Origin of the sequence: Psychrobacter sp. 4Bb, from assembly GCF_002836735.1 — a bacterium.
In the GTDB taxonomy this organism is placed as follows: Bacteria; Pseudomonadota; Gammaproteobacteria; order Pseudomonadales; family Moraxellaceae; genus Psychrobacter.
This window is the reverse complement of record NZ_PJAS01000074.1, coordinates 65549-84447: the sequence shown is the minus strand read 5'-3', so window position 1 is coordinate 84447 and position 18899 is coordinate 65549. Positions and strand designations below refer to the sequence as shown.

General features: G+C 41.1%; 19 protein-coding genes. 12 read left to right on the top strand and 7 right to left on the bottom strand.

The genetic code is table 11. The features are described from left to right. The first annotated feature begins 29 nt into the window (after positions 1 to 29). The 3 genes from CXF60_RS12545 to CXF60_RS12535 all read left to right on the top strand — a co-directional run bounded on the left by CXF60_RS12545 (position 30) and on the right by CXF60_RS12535 (position 2949). On the top strand, positions 30 to 1061 hold the full coding sequence (locus tag CXF60_RS12545; protein WP_102092201.1) for a lysophospholipid acyltransferase family protein: 1032 nt from the start codon (positions 30 to 32) through the stop codon (positions 1059 to 1061). A gap of 133 nt (positions 1062 to 1194) precedes the next feature. Further along, positions 1195 to 1995, top strand: coding sequence for a glycosyltransferase (locus tag CXF60_RS12540; protein WP_102092200.1), 801 nt, complete (start codon positions 1195 to 1197; stop codon positions 1993 to 1995). Between the two features lie 96 nt (positions 1996 to 2091). Next, a complete protein-coding gene (locus tag CXF60_RS12535; protein WP_102092199.1) occupies positions 2092 to 2949 on the top strand; it encodes a hypothetical protein in 858 nt (285 codons plus the stop codon). A 59-nt stretch (positions 2950 to 3008) separates the two neighbouring features. On the opposite strand, the gene CXF60_RS12530 is transcribed toward CXF60_RS12535, so the two are convergent. Beyond that, on the bottom strand, positions 3009 to 4175 hold the full coding sequence (locus tag CXF60_RS12530) for a glycosyltransferase (protein ID WP_228707127.1): 1167 nt from the start codon (positions 4173 to 4175) through the stop codon (positions 3009 to 3011). 259 nt (positions 4176 to 4434) lie between these two features. Between CXF60_RS12530 and CXF60_RS12525 the strand changes: the two genes are divergently transcribed. From CXF60_RS12525 to CXF60_RS12510, 4 genes are all read left to right on the top strand, one after another. Beyond that, on the top strand, positions 4435 to 5436 hold the full coding sequence (locus CXF60_RS12525; protein ID WP_102092198.1) for a Stealth CR1 domain-containing protein: 1002 nt from the start codon (positions 4435 to 4437) through the stop codon (positions 5434 to 5436). Between the two features lie 90 nt (positions 5437 to 5526). Continuing rightward, positions 5527 to 6693, top strand: coding sequence for a nucleotide sugar dehydrogenase (locus CXF60_RS12520; protein WP_102092197.1), 1167 nt, complete (start codon positions 5527 to 5529; stop codon positions 6691 to 6693). After that, entirely contained in the window at positions 6693 to 7706 is a 1014-nt protein-coding gene (locus CXF60_RS12515; protein ID WP_102092196.1) for an NAD-dependent epimerase, read from the top strand. The genes CXF60_RS12520 and CXF60_RS12515 overlap by 1 nt, the downstream gene beginning before the upstream one ends. Positions 7707 to 7799: 93 nt before the next feature. Continuing rightward, positions 7800 to 8567, top strand: a complete 768-nt coding sequence (locus tag CXF60_RS12510; RefSeq protein ID WP_102092195.1) for a hypothetical protein — start codon at positions 7800 to 7802, stop codon at positions 8565 to 8567. On the opposite strand, the gene CXF60_RS12505 is transcribed toward CXF60_RS12510, so the two are convergent. The 5 genes from CXF60_RS12505 to glnE all read right to left on the bottom strand — a co-directional run bounded on the left by CXF60_RS12505 (position 8564) and on the right by glnE (position 15745). Further along, on the bottom strand, positions 8564 to 9664 hold the full coding sequence (locus CXF60_RS12505; RefSeq protein WP_102092194.1) for a glycosyltransferase: 1101 nt from the start codon (positions 9662 to 9664) through the stop codon (positions 8564 to 8566). The genes CXF60_RS12510 and CXF60_RS12505 overlap by 4 nt on opposite strands. A 64-nt stretch (positions 9665 to 9728) precedes the next feature. Then, the gene (locus CXF60_RS12500) at positions 9729 to 10595 is read right to left on the bottom strand and encodes a glycosyltransferase (protein WP_102092193.1); all 867 of its coding nucleotides are present in this window, start codon (positions 10593 to 10595) and stop codon (positions 9729 to 9731) included. Between the two features lie 103 nt (positions 10596 to 10698). Continuing rightward, the gene (locus tag CXF60_RS12495) at positions 10699 to 11535 is read right to left on the bottom strand and encodes a glycosyl transferase (RefSeq protein ID WP_102092192.1); all 837 of its coding nucleotides are present in this window, start codon (positions 11533 to 11535) and stop codon (positions 10699 to 10701) included. Between the two features lie 106 nt (positions 11536 to 11641). Beyond that, positions 11642 to 12571, bottom strand: a complete 930-nt coding sequence (locus tag CXF60_RS12490; RefSeq protein ID WP_102092191.1) for a branched-chain amino acid transaminase — start codon at positions 12569 to 12571, stop codon at positions 11642 to 11644. A gap of 309 nt (positions 12572 to 12880) precedes the next feature. Continuing rightward, the gene (gene glnE / locus CXF60_RS12485; RefSeq protein WP_102092190.1) at positions 12881 to 15745 is read right to left on the bottom strand and encodes a bifunctional [glutamate--ammonia ligase]-adenylyl-L-tyrosine phosphorylase/[glutamate--ammonia-ligase] adenylyltransferase; all 2865 of its coding nucleotides are present in this window, start codon (positions 15743 to 15745) and stop codon (positions 12881 to 12883) included. Between the two features lie 408 nt (positions 15746 to 16153). On the opposite strand from glnE, the gene tusD reads away from it, so the two are divergent. From tusD to CXF60_RS12465, 4 genes are all read left to right on the top strand, one after another. Then, the gene (tusD, locus tag CXF60_RS12480) at positions 16154 to 16621 is read left to right on the top strand and encodes a sulfurtransferase complex subunit TusD (RefSeq protein ID WP_102092189.1); all 468 of its coding nucleotides are present in this window, start codon (positions 16154 to 16156) and stop codon (positions 16619 to 16621) included. A 67-nt stretch (positions 16622 to 16688) separates the two neighbouring features. Further along, complete coding sequence (locus tag CXF60_RS12475) at positions 16689 to 17012, top strand: hypothetical protein (protein ID WP_102092188.1); 324 nt, start codon at positions 16689 to 16691, stop codon at positions 17010 to 17012. 54 nt (positions 17013 to 17066) lie between these two features. Continuing rightward, positions 17067 to 17396: a hypothetical protein gene (locus tag CXF60_RS12470; RefSeq protein WP_102092187.1), complete on the top strand. Its 330-nt coding sequence runs from the start codon at positions 17067 to 17069 to the stop codon at positions 17394 to 17396. Positions 17397 to 17404: 8 nt separating this feature from the next. Further along, on the top strand, positions 17405 to 17749 hold the full coding sequence (locus CXF60_RS12465) for a TusE/DsrC/DsvC family sulfur relay protein (protein WP_180958151.1): 345 nt from the start codon (positions 17405 to 17407) through the stop codon (positions 17747 to 17749). 128 nt (positions 17750 to 17877) lie between these two features. On the opposite strand, the gene CXF60_RS12460 is transcribed toward CXF60_RS12465, so the two are convergent. Further along, positions 17878 to 18438, bottom strand: coding sequence for a tRNA (cytidine(34)-2'-O)-methyltransferase (locus CXF60_RS12460; protein WP_102092185.1), 561 nt, complete (start codon positions 18436 to 18438; stop codon positions 17878 to 17880). Positions 18439 to 18695: 257 nt separating this feature from the next. Here CXF60_RS12460 and CXF60_RS12455 point away from each other — a divergent pair, with 257 nt between their 5' ends. Beyond that, the gene (locus CXF60_RS12455) at positions 18696 to 18836 is read left to right on the top strand and encodes an entericidin A/B family lipoprotein (protein ID WP_101204419.1); all 141 of its coding nucleotides are present in this window, start codon (positions 18696 to 18698) and stop codon (positions 18834 to 18836) included. The last annotated feature ends 63 nt before the right edge of the window (positions 18837 to 18899 follow it).

Genomic DNA, 18899 nt, shown 5'->3' with positions numbered 1-18899 from the left:
TTACGTGATTCATTACCATGTGAGTGGTCATGAATCCGTATCATATTTTCAAAGTTGTGCCATTGTCTGTACTGCAGATGCTGGCACGTTTTGCCGCTTGGGTTATCATTAAGATACCCAGTCTAAGTATCATGCGTACCATTCAGATCAATATGGCGCTGATTACTCATACACTGTCTGAGCAGCAAAAGCGTGCATTGACCAAAGACATTATTTATCATCAATGTCTGACCAGTATTGAATCTATAAAAAGCTGGGCGATGCCACCTGAGTGGAGTATCGCTCAGATTCGTGATGTCCATAATAAAGACATTCTTTTAGAAGGTCTTGCCAATCCAAATGGCATGCTTGCTATCGTACCGCATCTCGGCACTTGGGAGATGATGAATGCTTGGCTCAACCAGTTTGGTGCGCCAACTATTATGTATAAGCCAGTTGACGGCAAATTCGCTAATGAGTTTATCCTTCAAGGTCGAGGCCGACTCAACGCGACTTTAGTCCCTACTGATGGTAGCGGCGTTAAAGCCGTGTTTAAGACGCTCAAGCAAGGTGGTTTTAGTATTGTATTGCCAGATCACGTTCCAGAGCCATCAGGCGGTGTTGTTGTTCCGTTCTTTGGTATCAAAACATTGACCAGTACCCTTGCCTCAAAATTGGCGAGCAAGACCAAATGTGCGCTGGTTGGCTTATCTTGTATTCGCCGTACCGATGGACGCGGTTTTGATATTTACTGCTACAAACTCAACGATCCAGCCTTGTATGACCGTAATGCTGAAGTGGCAACTCATGCTCTCAATCAGGCCATGGAGCGTATGATTACAGACAACTACAGTCATTATATGTGGGGCTATCGACGTTTTAAGCGTATACCAGACTTAGGCAATCCTTACCGAAAAGATAAAGAGACTTTAGCAGCCTTTATTCAATCTCACCATTCTAACGTTTCTAGTCGCTCTGATAGTAATATCAACGATAGCGTTAAAAATGACAATGTTGAAAGCGACAATGTTGAAAACGATAGTACTGTTAAAAATGATAACACTAAGCTCGACAATCATTAGTCATAACCAACCTAGCGTTGCACTATTTAGACGTACCATCAGTCACAGCTATGCTAATATTGGCTGAACTCTATATTCTTTTACTTTTATTAGTCCTTCATTTATCTGACTATTATCTCAATACGAGTGCATTATGACATCTGACGTAACTAAGACCTCATCTATAGACCCTCATCAAACCATCACAAATGCTGCTGAACAGCGTTATATCATCTGTATGAAATGGGGCGACAAATATGGTCCTGAATATGTCAATCGTCTCTACAACATGGTTAGTCGACATCTAACCTTGGATTTTAAAATGGTTTGCTTGACCGATGACAGCACAGGTATTGACCCTGCGATTGCGTGCTATCCGATACCTGACATGGATTTACCAGCAGGTCCTGAACGTGGTTGGAAAAAACTGACTACCTTTAAGCCTGAGCTGTATGATTTAAAAGGTGTGGCCCTATTTTTAGATATTGATATCGTCATTGTCGATAATATCGATGCGTTTTTTACTTATCAAGCTGAGCATGAGGACAGTGTCGTCATCATCCGCGACTGGAAAAAACCTTGGCGCATGATTGGCAACAGCTCCGTCTACCGCTTTAATATTGGCATGAATACCTATCCTGATTTGCTGTCCAATTTTGAGCGGAACTTTGAAACCATTCGCACCCAAGTACGTCACGAGCAGGCTTACCTCTCTAACTATTTGCGTGAGCATCATCACCTAGAGTATTGGGACAAAACATGGTGTGTCAGCTTTAAGTACCAATGTATTGCGCCGATTCCTTTTAACTTTGTGCGCACACCTACTCTGCCGGATGATGCAAAAATCGTTATCTTCCACGGTGAGATTAACCCGCCCGATGCGATTGCTGGTAGTGGCGGTAAATGGTATCGGCATGTGAAGCCAAGCCCATGGTTGAAAGACCATTGGCAATAAATGCTTAGTAATTAACCATATGTAGGCAATTTATAATTAGCGTAAAGGCAGTGTATTAAGATATAAGATAGGTGAAATAAACGACTGGAAAATAGTATGGCGCTATATTTGAGATTACCTGCTACCGCTGGGTTCAACATTGATAATGAGCTCATCATTATCAATGCTTTTAATGCCAATGAACCTGAACAGAGCTTGCATGGAAAAGACGTCAATATTATCGCCTCAGGACCATCTATACAGCAGCTGCCGTTAGCAGAGCTCCTAGATACGCCTACTATTTTTGTTAATGGCAGTATCAGCCTGGTTGGGCAGCATCAGTTTACCGATATTGCTGGTTACGTCATCAGTGATGCGCGCTTTATCAATCATCAGCCTGAGATTTTACAGCAGTACTATACAGGGCAACCTCTATATGCAACGTTAGCCGTCTTTGAAGCGATGGCCACCACGCACCCTGATATTATGCGAACGTACCATCATGCCATGCGAGTGTTGTACCCAGTAGATAGGCCATGGGGAGTGAAGTCAAACAAGCTATCTTTTAATAAGCTGATCTTTAAGAAAAAATTACTCAATAAAAAAATGCCGCTATCCTACTTTATCAATAATCCAAACTTTATTATTGATAGTAATCATAAAGCGGCTGACATCGGCGTCTCTCTTAACATTACTCATGGATTTGTGGAAGCAGGAACCGTTGCTTATGTCGCAGCGCAATTGGCGTTTTCGCGTCAAGCAGCGTGTATTCATCTATATGGTATTGACCTGCTTAACAGTAAGCAACCACGGTTTTATGAAAATAAAAACAATAGTGCACCAAGTATGCTCAGCAAAGTCATGAACGAGCGCATTGTGCCTTCGTTTAACTTGCTCGGCAGAATCTATCAATCGCATGGTGTTCCTGTCATCAATCACTCTCCTATCTCTAAATCGCTATTCGACACTTTCTAGTTAATGACTCGCAGTTAATAACCTTTACTTAATTGCGTTTAATTAAGAACCACTACAAGTTATAAACCCTCATTTTTATCTGAATCTAAAACATAACCAAACGCTAAGTACTGTCTTGCAATATGTTCAGGCAGTAACTGCTGGTTTAGCGGCACGATATAATCTGTAAGGTTGTCTATGGCTTGATCGATGAGAGTGGCCAAGCCATCAATATCACCTACCGCAATCAAGTTCTGCTCGGGTAATAGCTCTCGTGGACCAAAAGGACAATCCGTACTGATTACTGGTACGCCCAGTGCTTGCGCCTCTACGATGACATAGCCAAAGCCTTCAAACTTAGAGGTGAGTACCATCAGTGCAGCTGATCTAATTAATGGATAAGGGTTGGTCTGGAAGCCTAAAAACTTAATACAATCGCTAATATTTAGTTGGACAGCCAACTGTTCAATCTCTGCTTCAAGCCTACCTTTACCTACTAGCACTAATGGCAGCTTTCGTTCTGTTTTGGCATACGCCTGTAGCAAGTCTCGATGACCTTTCATGTCATCAAATGAGGCGACATGTATAATGTACTCTTTATCTACTAATCCGAAATGTTCAAGATGGCTAGATGCTGCTGCTTTGGTCTTTATACCAGTAGCATCACAAGGATTATAGATTGTTGTGGTTTTGGTGATATTTCCTATAAGAGCAATCAAATCTTGGTGTGCACCCTTACTCACACAGCTACAAGGATGAGCGCCATAGACCAGTTTCAAATGATTTATAGTCTGTACTGGCGACTCTAATAACTGGTTTTGGAACTGCTTAGATAGCGCCGTATGCAGTACATTTACGATGTTTGGCAACTGGCTATATGCCATCATCCAGTTTATTTTATAGATATTAGCCAGTATCAAATCTGGCTTCCCTATTTGGCTAAGCACGTAAGTGTCAATACGCTTAGCGACTGATTCGTAGGCTTGTGCTTGCGTAGATTCTGGGTCGAGATTCTGCTCAGAAAACACCTCATCATATGGCACGATGTGATATTGCACACGAGCGTCTAGTAGCATATCTTGCGTCGCTTCCAAACATAGAATATGAGTACGATAGCCCATATCTGCATAAGTGCTTGCCAACGTCGCAACCATACGCTCAGCACCGCGACCTTCAAGCGCTTTTAAAATAAATAGAATAATAGGTGGCATTGGTGTCTCAGCTTGGCTTTTTAACGGTATAGGCATGATAGGTTAGCCAAATGAATGCATCTATGGTCATAATTATTGCAGCGTTCTAACTTTATATGCTAGTCTCACCTACCGCTGGTGCTCGGCATTTACTCAGTAAAGTACGAGCAGGATTTAACGGTATCTCTATAAAAATTATAATTAGTCTAACTATCTAAATCGATTAAACCTTGTTAATAATCGCATCAGCAAATATCATGGCTGATCTAATATCGCTACTAAAATAGATGCATATCCGATGAGAGCAGGATCAGTTATGAAGCAGCCTAGTGAAAACACATTAGACATCGTCATTGCTTGGGTAGATGGTGCAGACCCTATACTCAAACAAAAGCGAGAACAGTACAAGCCAAGTAAAGAAGTGGCATCTGATGCCATAACTGACACGCGTTTCGCTAGCGACGATGAGATATATTATAATATTGCTTCTATCATCAAATATGTGCCTTTTTGTCGTCATATATATATCGTCACAGATCAACAAAAGCCAGCGTTCGTCGATGAGTTTGCCAAGCAAGGTATTTGCTCAGCAGATAAAATACGCATCGTTGATCATAAGGAGATATTTTCGGGTTACGAGCAGTTTTTGCCTACGTTTAATACCCGATCGATTGAGTCGATGATATGGAATATTGGGGGGCTGTCTGATTACTTCATCTATATGAATGATGATTTCTTTTTTAACCAACCAGTAAAAATAGATGACTTTTTAGACGGTAAAAAGCTAAACATTCACGGCCACTGGCGTAAAAGTGCGGCATTAAATGCTAAGCTTAATTTCCGAAAATCGCGCTTTAAATTGTTTGGAACACCGATTCAGCCAAGGCATACTATCGCCCAAATGCTAAGTGCCAAAATACTTGGTATGGATCAATTTTTTGAAATTCATCACTATCCTCATATCGTCGATAGGAACATATTGAAAGATTATTTACTAAACCATCCTCAGCTACTGACAGAGCAGATTAGATATAAATTTAGAGATGTGGCGCAGGTGAACCCAATAACCCTGATGAATCATCTGAAAATTCAAAAGGATGAAGCGCATCTAAAACCCGATACCTCTGTCAACTATCTAAAAAATGGAAGTAGTGTCGAGGATTTTATTACTGCCTTAGAAGATAAATCTATCAAGTACGGTTGTATCCAAAGCCTAGACCTTCTTGAATCAGATTTACACAAAAAAATTAGCCAAGCTATGAAGCATAAATTTTTAGCGTATCTCCCCGCTTCTATGACGGGAACACTAGCTAGCTGAGCTGACACAGTATCATTATTTTGAATCATATTTAGCACAAACCAATTTCGGATTAGATCCATCAAAGCATAAACATTAATTGGATATATTATGAAAATAGCAGTAGTAGGTACAGGCTACGTAGGCTTATCAAATGCAATGCTATTGGCACAGCATAACGAAGTCGTCGCTGTCGACATTGTTCCTGAAAAAATCGATTTATTGAATGCCCAACAATCCCCTATTGAAGATGAAGATATTGAAGACTTTTTATCAAATAAAAATCTCAACTTTTCTGCGACACTTGATGCGTCGGCGGCCTATGAAGGCGCTGATTTTATTATTGTGGCGACACCAACTGATTATGATGCCAAGACCAATTACTTCAATACATCAACGGTAGAAGCAGTGATTGAGCAAGTACTTTTGGTCAATCAACAAGCAACCATTATTATAAAGTCTACCGTACCAGTAGGATATACGGCTAGTATTAGAGAGCGTTATGCAACTGACCGTATTATCTTTTCACCCGAATTTCTGCGAGAAGGTAAAGCGCTACATGACAACCTTTACCCTTCTCGAATCATTGTAGGTGAACAGTCAGAACGGGCTCAATTATTCGCTAACTTACTCCTTGAAGGTGCAATCAAAAAGGACGTACCGCTACTATTTGTAAAGCCCACTGAAGCTGAGGCAATCAAGCTGTTTTCTAATACTTATTTAGCAATGCGCGTGGCCTATTTTAATGAGCTTGATACTTACGCTCAAACATTTGGGCTCGAAACCAAACAGATTATAGAAGGTATTGGGTTAGACCCGCGTATTGGTGATCATTATAATAACCCTTCCTTTGGCTATGGCGGCTACTGTCTGCCCAAAGATACTAAGCAGTTATTAGCAAATTACGATGAAGTGCCAAGCAACCTGATAAAAGCCATTGTCGATTCTAATAGAACCCGCAAAGACTTTATTGCCGATAAAATCATCGAAAGACAGCCAAAAATCGTGGGAATACATCGCCTAGTAATGAAAAGTGGGTCAGATAACTTTAGAGCATCTGCCATACAAGGCATCATGAAACGTATCAAGGCAAAAGGTATCGAGGTTGTTGTCTACGAACCTGTGCTAAAAGAAGACAATTTCTTTAATTCGCGTGTGATTCAAGATTTAGAAACCTTTAAATCAGTGAGTGATGTCATTGTCGCAAACCGCCTATCTGACGATATAAAAGATGTCGCAGACAAAGTATTCACTCGCGATCTGTTTGGGAGCGACTAATGAAAATACTGGTCACTGGTGCGGCAGGTTTTATTGGTTTTCATTTAATCAAGGCGATACTAGAAACAGATCTATCTGCTAGGGATTACTGTATCGTTGGTATCGACAATATCAACGACTATTATGATACAGATCTAAAAGAAGCGCGTTTGAGAATATTAGGTGAGATATCAGATCCAGAAATTTTTACATTTATTAAGTTAGATCTGGCTGATCGTGAAGCCATATCTGAGCTTTTTGCAACCTATCAATTTGATACAGTTGTTAATTTAGGTGCCCAAGCAGGTGTGCGCTATTCTATCGAAAACCCTAACGCGTATATCGACTCAAATGTGGTTGGCTTTGTTAATATTCTAGAAGGCTGTCGTCACCACGATATTAAGCACTTAATCTACGCAAGCTCTAGCTCTGTTTATGGTATGAATATAAAGCAGCCATTTACCACTGCTGATTGTGTTGATTTTCCTATCAGCTTATATGCAGCCACCAAAAAATCAAACGAGCTCATGGCGCATAGCTACAGCCATTTATATAATATCCCTACGACAGGATTAAGGTTTTTTACCGTTTACGGTCCTTATGGTCGACCTGATATGGCCTATTTTTCTTTTACCAAAAAAATTCTAGCTGGTGATCCAATCAATGTCTTCAATAATGGCGATATGCAGCGTGACTTTACCTATATTGATGATATTGTAAAAGGTATCATTCGAATAATAGATAAAGCCCCCTCTCCTCAATACTCTACTATCACTACAGCGACCGCCCCTTATAAAATATATAACATTGGCAATAACCAACCAGTGACTTTACGCCGTTTTATCACTGCCATCGAAAACGCTTGTGGCAAAAAAGCGCAAGAGAATTTATTGCCGATGCAAGCAGGTGATGTGCCTATTACTTATGCAGATATAGACGAGCTAGTAGATGATATTGATTTCAAACCTGATACCAGTATCGAAGATGGAATCAAAAAATTTGTCGAATGGTACAAGCAATACTATTCAGTTTAAACAAAAGTATTTCATAAACCACTTTGGTATCAATTTTTTCGACAGACGTTTAAGCTCTAATTGCATCATACTTGTTCAAAGGATTTTAGTGACATGACTACACCTTCAAACTGGCAAAGAAAACTGCTATTGATATTTCTAAGTGAAAAAAGATTGAATGCGGGTAAGATTGTCAAAAACTATGATGGTAAAAGCTTTGATGAGATGAAAACGACAATAATCACCGAGTCATCGTGTGATCTTGAATCACTGACAGATGAGCGTAAAAGTACAGACTTAGAAATCCACTTAAATAATTTAAAGTATCAATCATTAGGAGATTCTGAGCTCTGCTTTTATCACAATACGCTTATCATATTGATGCGCCGCAAATACAAAATAGATAAAACTTTTGCTGAATTTGAGAGGCTTTGGGAGTCAGAAAGCGACTATTTATTAGAGCATCTTTCGCTGCGCTGGATTGTTTCAGCCTGCGATACTTTCATTGATCACTCAAATAACAGTATTAGAGCTGCTATTTTGATGAATGTCATCACTCTAATGAATACCTTAAGGGTTCATGAGACCAAAAACTTTTTACAACTGAGCACTAATGCTGAACCTATGCCGTTATTAAACGAAAAAACCGACATACTTTATGCCGGCGATTTGCCTCTATACGATGGGCTTACTTATTTCCGTATTGGTACCGATGATAGCTTAAGAAATATGCGTAAACGCTATAATAAATTTCAGAAAGTCGATAAATTGGCTACGACTATACTGCTTGCTGTATTCGAAAAACTACAGAATAACCAGAGTGCTTTCGCTACTCTACGGCAATTGCATAGAGATGATTGGTCCAAATGGTGGTTAGATTAAGACCTTTTATCTATATTCTTAACATTCGATGCAAATTCAATATACTTCTTGGCTATTGTGACAGGAAGGAGTGCTTCGCTAAATTCAGAGTGGAATTGCTCTGGATCTTTCATAGCTAGGCTTAATTTAGCTGCAATAGCATCTATGTCTCTCATAGGCATTAGGTTTTTTTGAGGTAACAACTCACTTGGCCCGGATTGGCAGTCAGTACTGATAACTGGTGTTCCTAACACTAAAGACTCTGCAATCACTAAAGCAAAACCTTCCCAATCAGAAGTCAATACTTTAAATTTCGCATGCTTTATATACGGAAAAGGGTTTTCATGGAAACCTAAAAAGACAACTTTATCTTCTAGATTGAGCTCTGATACCAGCGCCTCTGTATTGCTTTGAAGCTTCCCTTTACCCAAAAGAAGCAACGGCAAAGACTGATCTGTCTTCGCGTAAGCTCTCAATAGCACATCATGACGCTTTGCTTCTTTAAAACTGCCAACGTGAATAATATAATTTTGATATTCTGGAATGAAAGCATCAGCTAACTTTTGAATACCATCTCTATCAATAGGATTATGTATTGCTGTAGTTGAGGTAACATGACCAAAGTTTTCTACAAAATCCTTTTCTACTCCGTTACTGACACAGGCACAAGGATTTTTGGAATAAATTCTCGTAAAGTTTTCTTTTCTCTGATGACCAACATCTGTTTTTGCAAACTTATACAGTAATGACAAAGTATTATGAATCACGTAAATGATGTTCGGCAGGCTACTGTAGCTAAAAATACTGTCTGAACGATCAAGATTAGACAAAATGATATCAGGCTGTCCGATATTTTTTTTGACATAACGATCTACCGCATGAGCGAAAAATTTATCGCGACGCTGTGTTCCTGGTATCATCTTGTAGGGTTTGAATTTGAGCACATGATAAATAAGGTTTGGATTAAGATCATATTCAACCCGTGGTTTGAATCTTAAAATATGTACTTCGTATCCTAATTCGTAAAACCCCTGCCCCAAAGTAAGAACGACTCGCTCTGCCCCTCCACCTTGTAAACAATTAATAGCGAGCAACGCTACTTTTTTATCCTGCTTCATAAACGACAACCTATGGATGAATTTCTATTCATTTAATGTGTGAAATATTATTATATTAAATGAATCAACGTTTAAATAATTTTGCAAATAGTGATTTAGAAGCCTTTGGTCGAGTCACTTTATTGCCTATATATCCTTGTTGTGATTTTTTTGGAAAACTACCAAATGGCTCAATTCGATAACTTTCTAAATCATATCCAGCAGTAAGCGCTTCATTATAGTAGGTATCGAAAAGATCGACCAAATCCTGTCTTGGATGTGGTAATACTTCACCATCAAACCAATGCTCAATCCCTTCCTCACTCACTCTAGGTAAGGAGTACTTATGGCTGAATTGTGTGCCCATATCCGAATAATGCAAAATTTTGATTTGTTCTATTGCTAAGTCTTCACCATCGATACAGTTATAGCTATTTTGATAAGGCTCAATCAGTTGCGTATTTTTCTTAAACAAAGCCATCATTTCTTTGTGACTTTTGGGATCTTTTTTAAGTTTCTCAATAGGCAAAACCACATTTTTTGCAGCATCGCAATCCCAAACACAGGTACATAGACGAGTCATATCGGCATTTGCTTTAGCGGCTACTATAGACTGTCCTTTGATAGGATGCTGCCATAGCTTTGCTAGATCGTCTAAAATAACAACATCAGCGTCCATATAGATCGCACGTCCAGAGTAATTGCAATACTCTGGAATCGCCCATCTAAAACCAGAAAAAGGCGTTGACCACTTAGTAGTATCCCAGCCCTTACCAGTCTCAGGATTTGAATACCAGTAGCTATCCGGATCGCGCGATAACTGCATCCATACTATTTCCACTGGCATACTAGTATGTTTATGAATACTATAATCTAGAACCATCATCTGCTCTAAATCACAGTTATTTGGGTCACAGCCAACAAAGACTCTGATGGTATCATTTGTTTTCATAATTCTATCCATTCACTGGGTCATGCTTCTATCTTCACGAATATAAAGATAGAAAGCATCAATACTAACGTTTGCTAATATGGTAATAACTATAAAGTTAAATCTATTCTTTCCAGTACTTTTCAATCCACCCTACTGGTAAGATAAAATGACGCAAATGGCGCAATGGGCGTTTCAAGTTTTTAGGCTCAGTAAGTCTTTTTAGATGGTCTTTAGCATTATTGGCGGCGTTTTTATTGTATCTGCCTTCAATAGCATGCGTAGGATACAAATCACCTGGGAAAATGACAATACGAGCGCCTTTAGGAATCTTCGGTTCTTTGATGTAGTTAAGCGGAAATGGTTGGCGACATTTGCGTCTAAAGTGCGCAACCCATGCTTTTGGAAACAGCTTGACACCACCTGGCGCATTACGAGTCACAAAACGCTGCTCAAAACGATATTCATCAGCGATACCTTGCGGATCGGCTTTGAATTTTTCTTGTAGTGAGACAAGCGACCCTACCTGAAAGCGGAAGCAAGAAGTCTGGCCGAGGCGCTCTAGCGGGTTACTTGGGTTATAAGATAAAATAACATCGTCCGGCTCGCCGTATTCAAAGAAAGGATCGAGGCTATCTACTATAATCACATCCAAATCTACAAATAATACTGTCCCTGTCAAATCACCTAACTTCTCACCCCACAAACGTGATTTTGGCCACTTGCCAAGTGTGTTGGTTGGCATGGTGACATCTAATGGTGGCAACTCTTGGCATTCGATTTCTGGACGTACATCGGTGGTATCATCGGTAAAACAGACGAAGCGAAACGGTGGCGTGATATTGCGAGATACCATGCCATACAGTTTATTGGCGTAATCAGCCCCGTACTTTGTACCCCATTTAATACAAATAATTTGTTTGATATTGTTATTATCTGCTGTACTAGAATCTATTGGCATGGACTGCTCACTTTAATCTTAAGAATAAATATGATGGCTATATTAGCATAAAAAAAAGACTGAACAATTATGTTCAGCCTTTTTGGTCTTTAAACTAACGACTTTATTAGTCAATAAAGCTTAACCAATCCATATATTGCTCGTTACGACCATGAACCACATCAAAGTATAGGGTTTGGAGTTTCTCAGTCAATGGTCCTCGGCCGCCATTCCCGATAGTACGATCATCGTATTCGCGGATAGGTGTCACTTCAGCAGCGGTACCTGTCATAAATATCTCGTCTGCTAAGTAGAACTCATCACGAGTGATACGGCGTTCAACGACTTTGATGTCTAGATCAGCCGCGAACTGAAGGATAGTACGACGAGTGATACCATCAAGTGCACCGCCCGCTAAATCTGGCGTATGTAGCACGCCATCTTTTACCAAGAATAAGTTCTCGCCAGCACCTTGACACACATACCCTTGCGGATCCATCAAGATAGCTTCGTCATAACCATTACGCGTCACTTCTTGGTTGGCCATGATAGACACAGGATAGTTGCTTGAAGCTTTTGCCTTACACATAGTGACATTTGGCATATGATGCGTAAATGAAGAGGTTTTTACACGGATACCATTTTTGATACCTTCCTCACCAAGATATGCACCCCAGTGCCATGCAGCAACCATAGCATTGATGCTATTGTCACGTGAAGATAAGCCAAGCTTTTCTGCACCTACCCAAATAAGCGGACGAATATAGGCTTCTGCCAAGTTGTTTTGCTTTACCACATCTTTATGTGCTTGCTCTAGAGTGGCCGCATCAAACGGTACGTCCATTTGAAAGATTTTTGCCGAACCAAGTAGACGTTCAGTGTGTTCCTTTAAGCGAAAAATAGCCGTGCGGTTATCAGCGGTTTGGTAAGCACGCACGCCTTCAAACACAGCCATGCCATAATGCAAGCTATGGGTAAGCACATGAACTTTAGCATCTGGCTGTTCGATCATTGTGCCATTCATCCAAAGCTTACCATCTTGTGTTGCCATATTCATTTTATAATCCTTATGCTAGCACTGACGTCTAACTTTTTTTAGGTAGGTTTTATTTAACAGTAGTGATCAACATCGTATGATAACACCGCAGTGCCCATTTTTATTGCTTAAAGCACAGCTTGATTATGACGAACAGCTAACAGTATTAAGATGATGTGTGACCGATTATATCACTGGCCGTATTGGCAAATGAAATCTTTTGGTTTGAGACCCTATAGTTTTTAATTACGCTTTTTAATTATCACAAGGCCTTACAGTTTAAGCGTCTCTTGGACTATCGGCAAGGCCTTAATCATACAAGTTACGATATTACTCGTCGTCTGTCTCCACACCCATAAGATGCTGCCATTGTGACTGTACTAACGCTCGCGTCTCCTGCCACAATGACTCATCAACGAGCAAAGACTGCTCTGATAGTGCCAATTGATGCGTGGCAGCACGTATTCTTAGATAGGCATCGGTCAAATCCTGACAGACTTGGTCATCCCAAATACCAAGCAAGGCAACTTCTGCAAAAATTCGCACATTATCGCTCCATTTGGTCAAACTCGGATATTCATGCGAGTAGGCCAATACGGCAAACTGTGCTAAGAACTCAATGTCTACAATACCGCCTGCATCTTGCTTAAGATGAAATTTGCCCGCTTCCTGCTGCCATTGGCTCGTGCCTAGATGCTTTTGCATTTTGATACGCATGCTAGTAACTTCACTACGTACTTGATCCAGTGTCCGTGGCAACGACAAGACATCGCGGCGAATATCACAGAAGCGTGCAGTGACTCGTCTGTCTCCACAAATCGCACGAGCACGTACCAACGCTTGATGCTCCCATGACCATGCTTTATCCATTTGATAGGTTTCAAATGCATGACAAGACACTACCATCATGCCAGCATTTCCTGAGGGTCGCAGACGCATATCAATCTCATAGGCACGGCCATCACGGGTTTGAGTATTGAGATAATTCATCAGTTTTTGTACAAGACGCGCGGCAAACTTCATGCCACTGACTGATTTTTCACCAGTGGTCATGCCCTGCTCTTTTATCTTGTGTAGGAATACCAAGTCCAAATCTGAAGAATACGATAACTCTAAGCCACCAAGCTTGCCATAACCGATAATCGCAAAGCCGCAGTCCGCTTCAGTGACCGGATCGCCATCTTGGCCAATAGGATACCCATAACGGTTAACAATCTCTGCAAAAGCACGCTCCAATGCCGCTTCTAGTACCACTTCAGCGATATAAGTCAATGAATCTGACACTTTCATAATCGGGCGTTCAGCCAATACATCGCTAGCAGCAACCGCCAACACTTGATTCTTTTTGAACAGACGTAGGACGCTCAATAGCTCTTCTTCATCGTTTGGCTCGACGCGTAGCAACTGTTGACGCAAGATATCGCGCAGCTCACGCTTATCTGGCAGATGGCGATAACGCTGCTGCAAAAATGTATCCAATAACACGGGATACTGAGCCAACTCTTTTGCGATCCATGGGCTGGCAGATAGCATTGGAATCAGCTCAATCGTTGCATTGGGGTTTTCAGCAATCATGACCAAGTAAATAGAACGGCGACAAATCGCTTCAAGCAGTGAGATCAATCTCGGTAAAGCAGTATTGGCAAGTTGCTGCTGTTCTTGATGCGCTAACAACGCATGGACAATGACAGGATATGCGTCGTCTAAACGCTCTCTGGCCTCATCACTTAAGTTAGCCACCATTTTTGATTGCCAAAAATTCTGTAGTACCTCGCGATTTTCTTCCGTCAGCACTTCTTTTAAACGGGCGATTTGCTCATCTAAGTGCTCTGGTTCTAGATCGGTATCTTCGTTGTCAGGTACTTGGCGCTCAGTGACCATACGCTCAAACGGCACATTGACACTCTCGCGATGACGATTAAGCTGATCTAATAAGGCATGCCAGTTTTCAAAATTCAGCGTCACTGCTAGATTATGCTGCCACTGCTCATCGTGTGGTAAGCGCTGGGTCTGTTGGTCATTAATCGCTTGAATAGCATGCTCAAGCCGGCGTAAGAACCGATACGCTGCCTGTAGCTGCTCGTAAGTTGAATGCTCCAGATAGCCAAGCTCACACAATACTTGCATCGCTTGCAAGCAAGGTTTGATTTGCAGCTGTGGATGCCGGCCACCATAGATAAGCTGAAAGGCCTGTACGATAAACTCGATATCTCTAATACCGCCCGCACCAAGCTTGATATTGTCCAAGTCTTCACGCTGTGCAACTTGGTTTTGAATAAGAGACTTCATTTCTCTCAATGCTGAAAACGCACTGTAGTCCACGTAATAACGAAACACAAATGGCTTAATCAGCGCTTGTATCTCTTCATAAAATGGCTGGTCTATTTGTCCGACCACGCGTGCTTTTAACCAAGCAAAACGCTCCCATGCACGCCCATGCATCGTAAAGTACTTTTGTAATGCGGATAGATGAATGGCCAAATCACTTCCATCACCCCATGGACGTAAGCGCATATCTACTCGAAAGACAAAACCGTCAGCGGTCTTGTTATCAAGCAGTTTAATAATGCCTTGGCCCAATCTGGTCATAAAGCGTTTGTTATCTATGCTACGTGTGCCTTTTGCTTTATTGCCATTGGTCTCGCCGCGCGCTTGATGTATAAAGATTAGATCAATATCACTTGATAAATTCAGCTCTTGCGCACCAAGTTTACCCATGGCCATGATTGCCATATCATCGACTTGTATATTGCCTTGTTCATTGATAAAGGTCGGCTCGCCATATCTAGAAACCAAGTGCTGATAGGTATAATCTTTAGCAAAAGAGATACAGCCATCTGCAAATTCAGACAACTCATCGGTCAGCTGCTCCAGACTGATCGTCTGCAAAGCATCTTGCCAAATCCAACGCATCATCAGTAGCGTGCGCAAGTGACGCAAACCACTCATGACCTTGGTTTCGTCAGCGAGTTGATAGTTCTCATCTAACGTATAATCTTGTATCAGATCATCGATTTGCTGGCGGGTCAGCGTACTATTCAATGGATAGCTACGCAAAAACGTCTGACATGAAACGGTCCGACTTTCCCAAATCTGATAAGCAAATTCGCTCGCTGTCTGCAGGACTTGCAGTTGTTCTACGGTAGGCTGATAATCTGTACCATTGTTCACACGTGAGGGCATAGCAGGTAACATAGTGACAAAAACTCCTTACATAGAATGGTAAGACTACGTGAACCTAGCTCATAAGTTTATTGTTTTTTCTTACGAGGCAGTCACAGCATCAGATAATAATACTCAGTGTGCCTATACTTGAGATAAAACCACGTTAAATAACAGTGACTCTATTTGGTTTGCGGCGCTTTATGTTAGCATAAACATCTTTGATAGAGACGACGCACCGCTCTTTTATGACATAACGATATTTGATGTGACAGTATGATCCGCTGTACGTCGCATTATCAGTATAAATTCTGTTTTCTGTCACGCAAATTTGCACACAAGCACTATAATAATAACGACCAAATTACTTTATACAAAGCATTTATAGCAACTCGGCCATAATTTTTAAACTCTTATTTACAATATGTGATACCGCGCCCTATGACGACCACTCCCCCGTTACTACTGATTACTGCTGACCCTAGTCACCCATTCGCACACTTGGCGTTACGCTATGCACGCGCTTACCTGAATGGCGCAGCGAATAGTCATGATATTGATAACAATGACACTAATAGTACAGGTACAGGCAGCAGCGATAATGCTACCTCTGAACAACCCCTGCTCAATGTCTTCTTTTATGGCGACTCGGCTCACATAGCCAATCGATTGCGTTGGCAGTCAGCCGATCAATTAGACTTGACCAAAGAATGGCAGTCATTGGCTGAGCAGTATCAATTACTCCTACCTGTCTGTGTCAGTACAGCCCTTAGCCGCGGCGTGAGTGATGTAGACAACAGCTCACGCCATCAGCTTGACGGTGCCAATCTTGCGACAGGGTTTACCTTAGTGGGACTCAGTGAGCTTGCGATGATGATGCAAGATGACAGTCGTTTGATACAGTTTTGATAGCATGTCGTTTGATAGTTTGTCTATTGAGATCACTGGTAGCGGTAACTATTTTTAGGAATACATAATGAGATTATTAATTCAGCTGCACACGCCCACTGAAGCAGTAAGCTACGAAGGTTGTGCGCTTGCGCTAACTTTAGCGACATTTGGTCATGAGGTGCAATTGTTCTTAGATGCGCCGGTCTTTGGATTATTGATGCAATCTGACTCGCGGCTACATGGCATGATTCAGTCACTTGAGCTTTACGATATGCCCGCAGCTTGGCTACCCGATGACGTCTTTAGTGGCTGGGTCACCGGTATGTTGCCGACAGATCTGGCATCACAGCTCACACTTGTGCCAGAGGTTATTAACTCGCAAGACTTTGAGCAGATACTTACCTTTTAAATCGCTATATAACTTAGATTTATAAAATAATAAAGCACGTAATCGGATACCTTTATGGCAACTTTATATCAATTGCATAGCACGATGGCTACCCTTAGACGCAGCACCGAAGAGATGTCTCGCACTTGGCGCACGGGCGACAGCATCCTTCTGCTTGGCAGCACTCCTGCTTTTATCGATTGGCTCAATGCTTATTTAAATGATAGCGATATAGATGGTATTGCTGGTATTTACGCATTAGCAGATGACATCGCACAGCTAACAGCAAATACAACTGGCAAGCTTAATTTAGAGACTAAGTTGACTGCTATTTTAACCGACGCAGAATGGGTCAATCTGACTCAGAGCAGTCAGATTGACAAAGTGGTAACGATTGCCTTATGAATAATGACATGACCACTCACAACGCTGCATTATCAGCGGCTGATATCGAACTAGATCAAGACGGCCATCTGTGTGACCATACGATTTGGACACCTGCTATCGCACAGCAATTGGCAGACACGTTAGAGGTTAATCTGAGCGATGAGCATTTAGAAATTTTGCAACAAGTGCGCGCGTTTTTTGACAAATTTAATCACGCGCCAGCAACCCGTCCATTAATCAAATGGCTACAAAAGACTTTGCCAGAACTCGATATTAGCAATCAAAAGCTACAGCAATTGTTTAATACAGGTTTGGTCGCGCGTCATGTCAATCGCTTAGCAGGACTACCCAAACCACCAAACTGTTTATAAGTGCTTTATAGTCGATAAGATACAATCGATAGCGCACTAGAAATTTATCATAGATTAATGAGCAGTGTATAACTGCTCATTAAGTACGCAAATACTTTTAAATCTATAGCTATTGTTTAAACACATAGCTATTTTGGGTCATAGACTGTCAATGTCTCATACCCAATACTACGACCTTCATCGCCTGAAAATCCTTGCTGTCGCCATATCTCGTACAGACAAATGGCTACGCTATTTGATAAGTTCAAACTACGAGAGTCAGCTAGCATGGGTAGTCTTAGCCAATTATCAGCACCGATATCTTCACGTATATCATCTGCCAAACCTGCTGTCTCAGAACCGAAAACCAGCGCGATATTGGGCATAGCAGCCTTATCAGATGCTTCAGAGTCCGAGTGCTTACCAAAGTCATAATCGTAGAATGGTTTGCTTAGCTTGGTTGTCAATGCGGTAACGACATGGCAATCGGCGGCTTTTAGAGCTTGTCTCGCAGCCGTCCAATCATCATGCACTTGCAAATGAGCATATTCATGATAATCAAGACCTGCACGGCGTAGCTTTTTATCATCAAGCTCAAACCCTAACGGTCTTACTAAATGCAGCTGTGCCCCGCTATTGGCACACAGTCGAATAATATTTCCAGTGTTACTCGGCATTTTTGGTGCTACTAGCACAATATGGATGGTCATTCTTACTCCAAAAATATTCAGCACTCTATTATTTAAGTTTATGGACGGTAGGTAATTGAAAGTTACAGTTTACTGCCAATAATTACATTTTGATACTGTGCAGCGTTTTTAACTTTCATTATGATGTCTGTAATGGATAACGCGATAGCATTTATGTATGACTGTCTCATCCAATACCTCTTCAGTGAATCTTGAGCACGATGCTTAGCATCACTGTTGTTACTTATAATCACTCATTTATTTTTGGGAATACTATTATGAAAAAAGTAATCATCGCATCTTTAACTGCTATGTTCGTTTTAACTGGTTGCAACACGTTTAAAGGCCTTGGCCAAGACGTATCAAGCGCCGGAAATGCTGTAACTGGCGGCGCACAAGACGTACAAGATAAAATCTAAGGTCTACTTTTTTTAGATTTTTAAAAAGGCTTATCATTCATTTGATAAGTCTTTTTTGTGTTC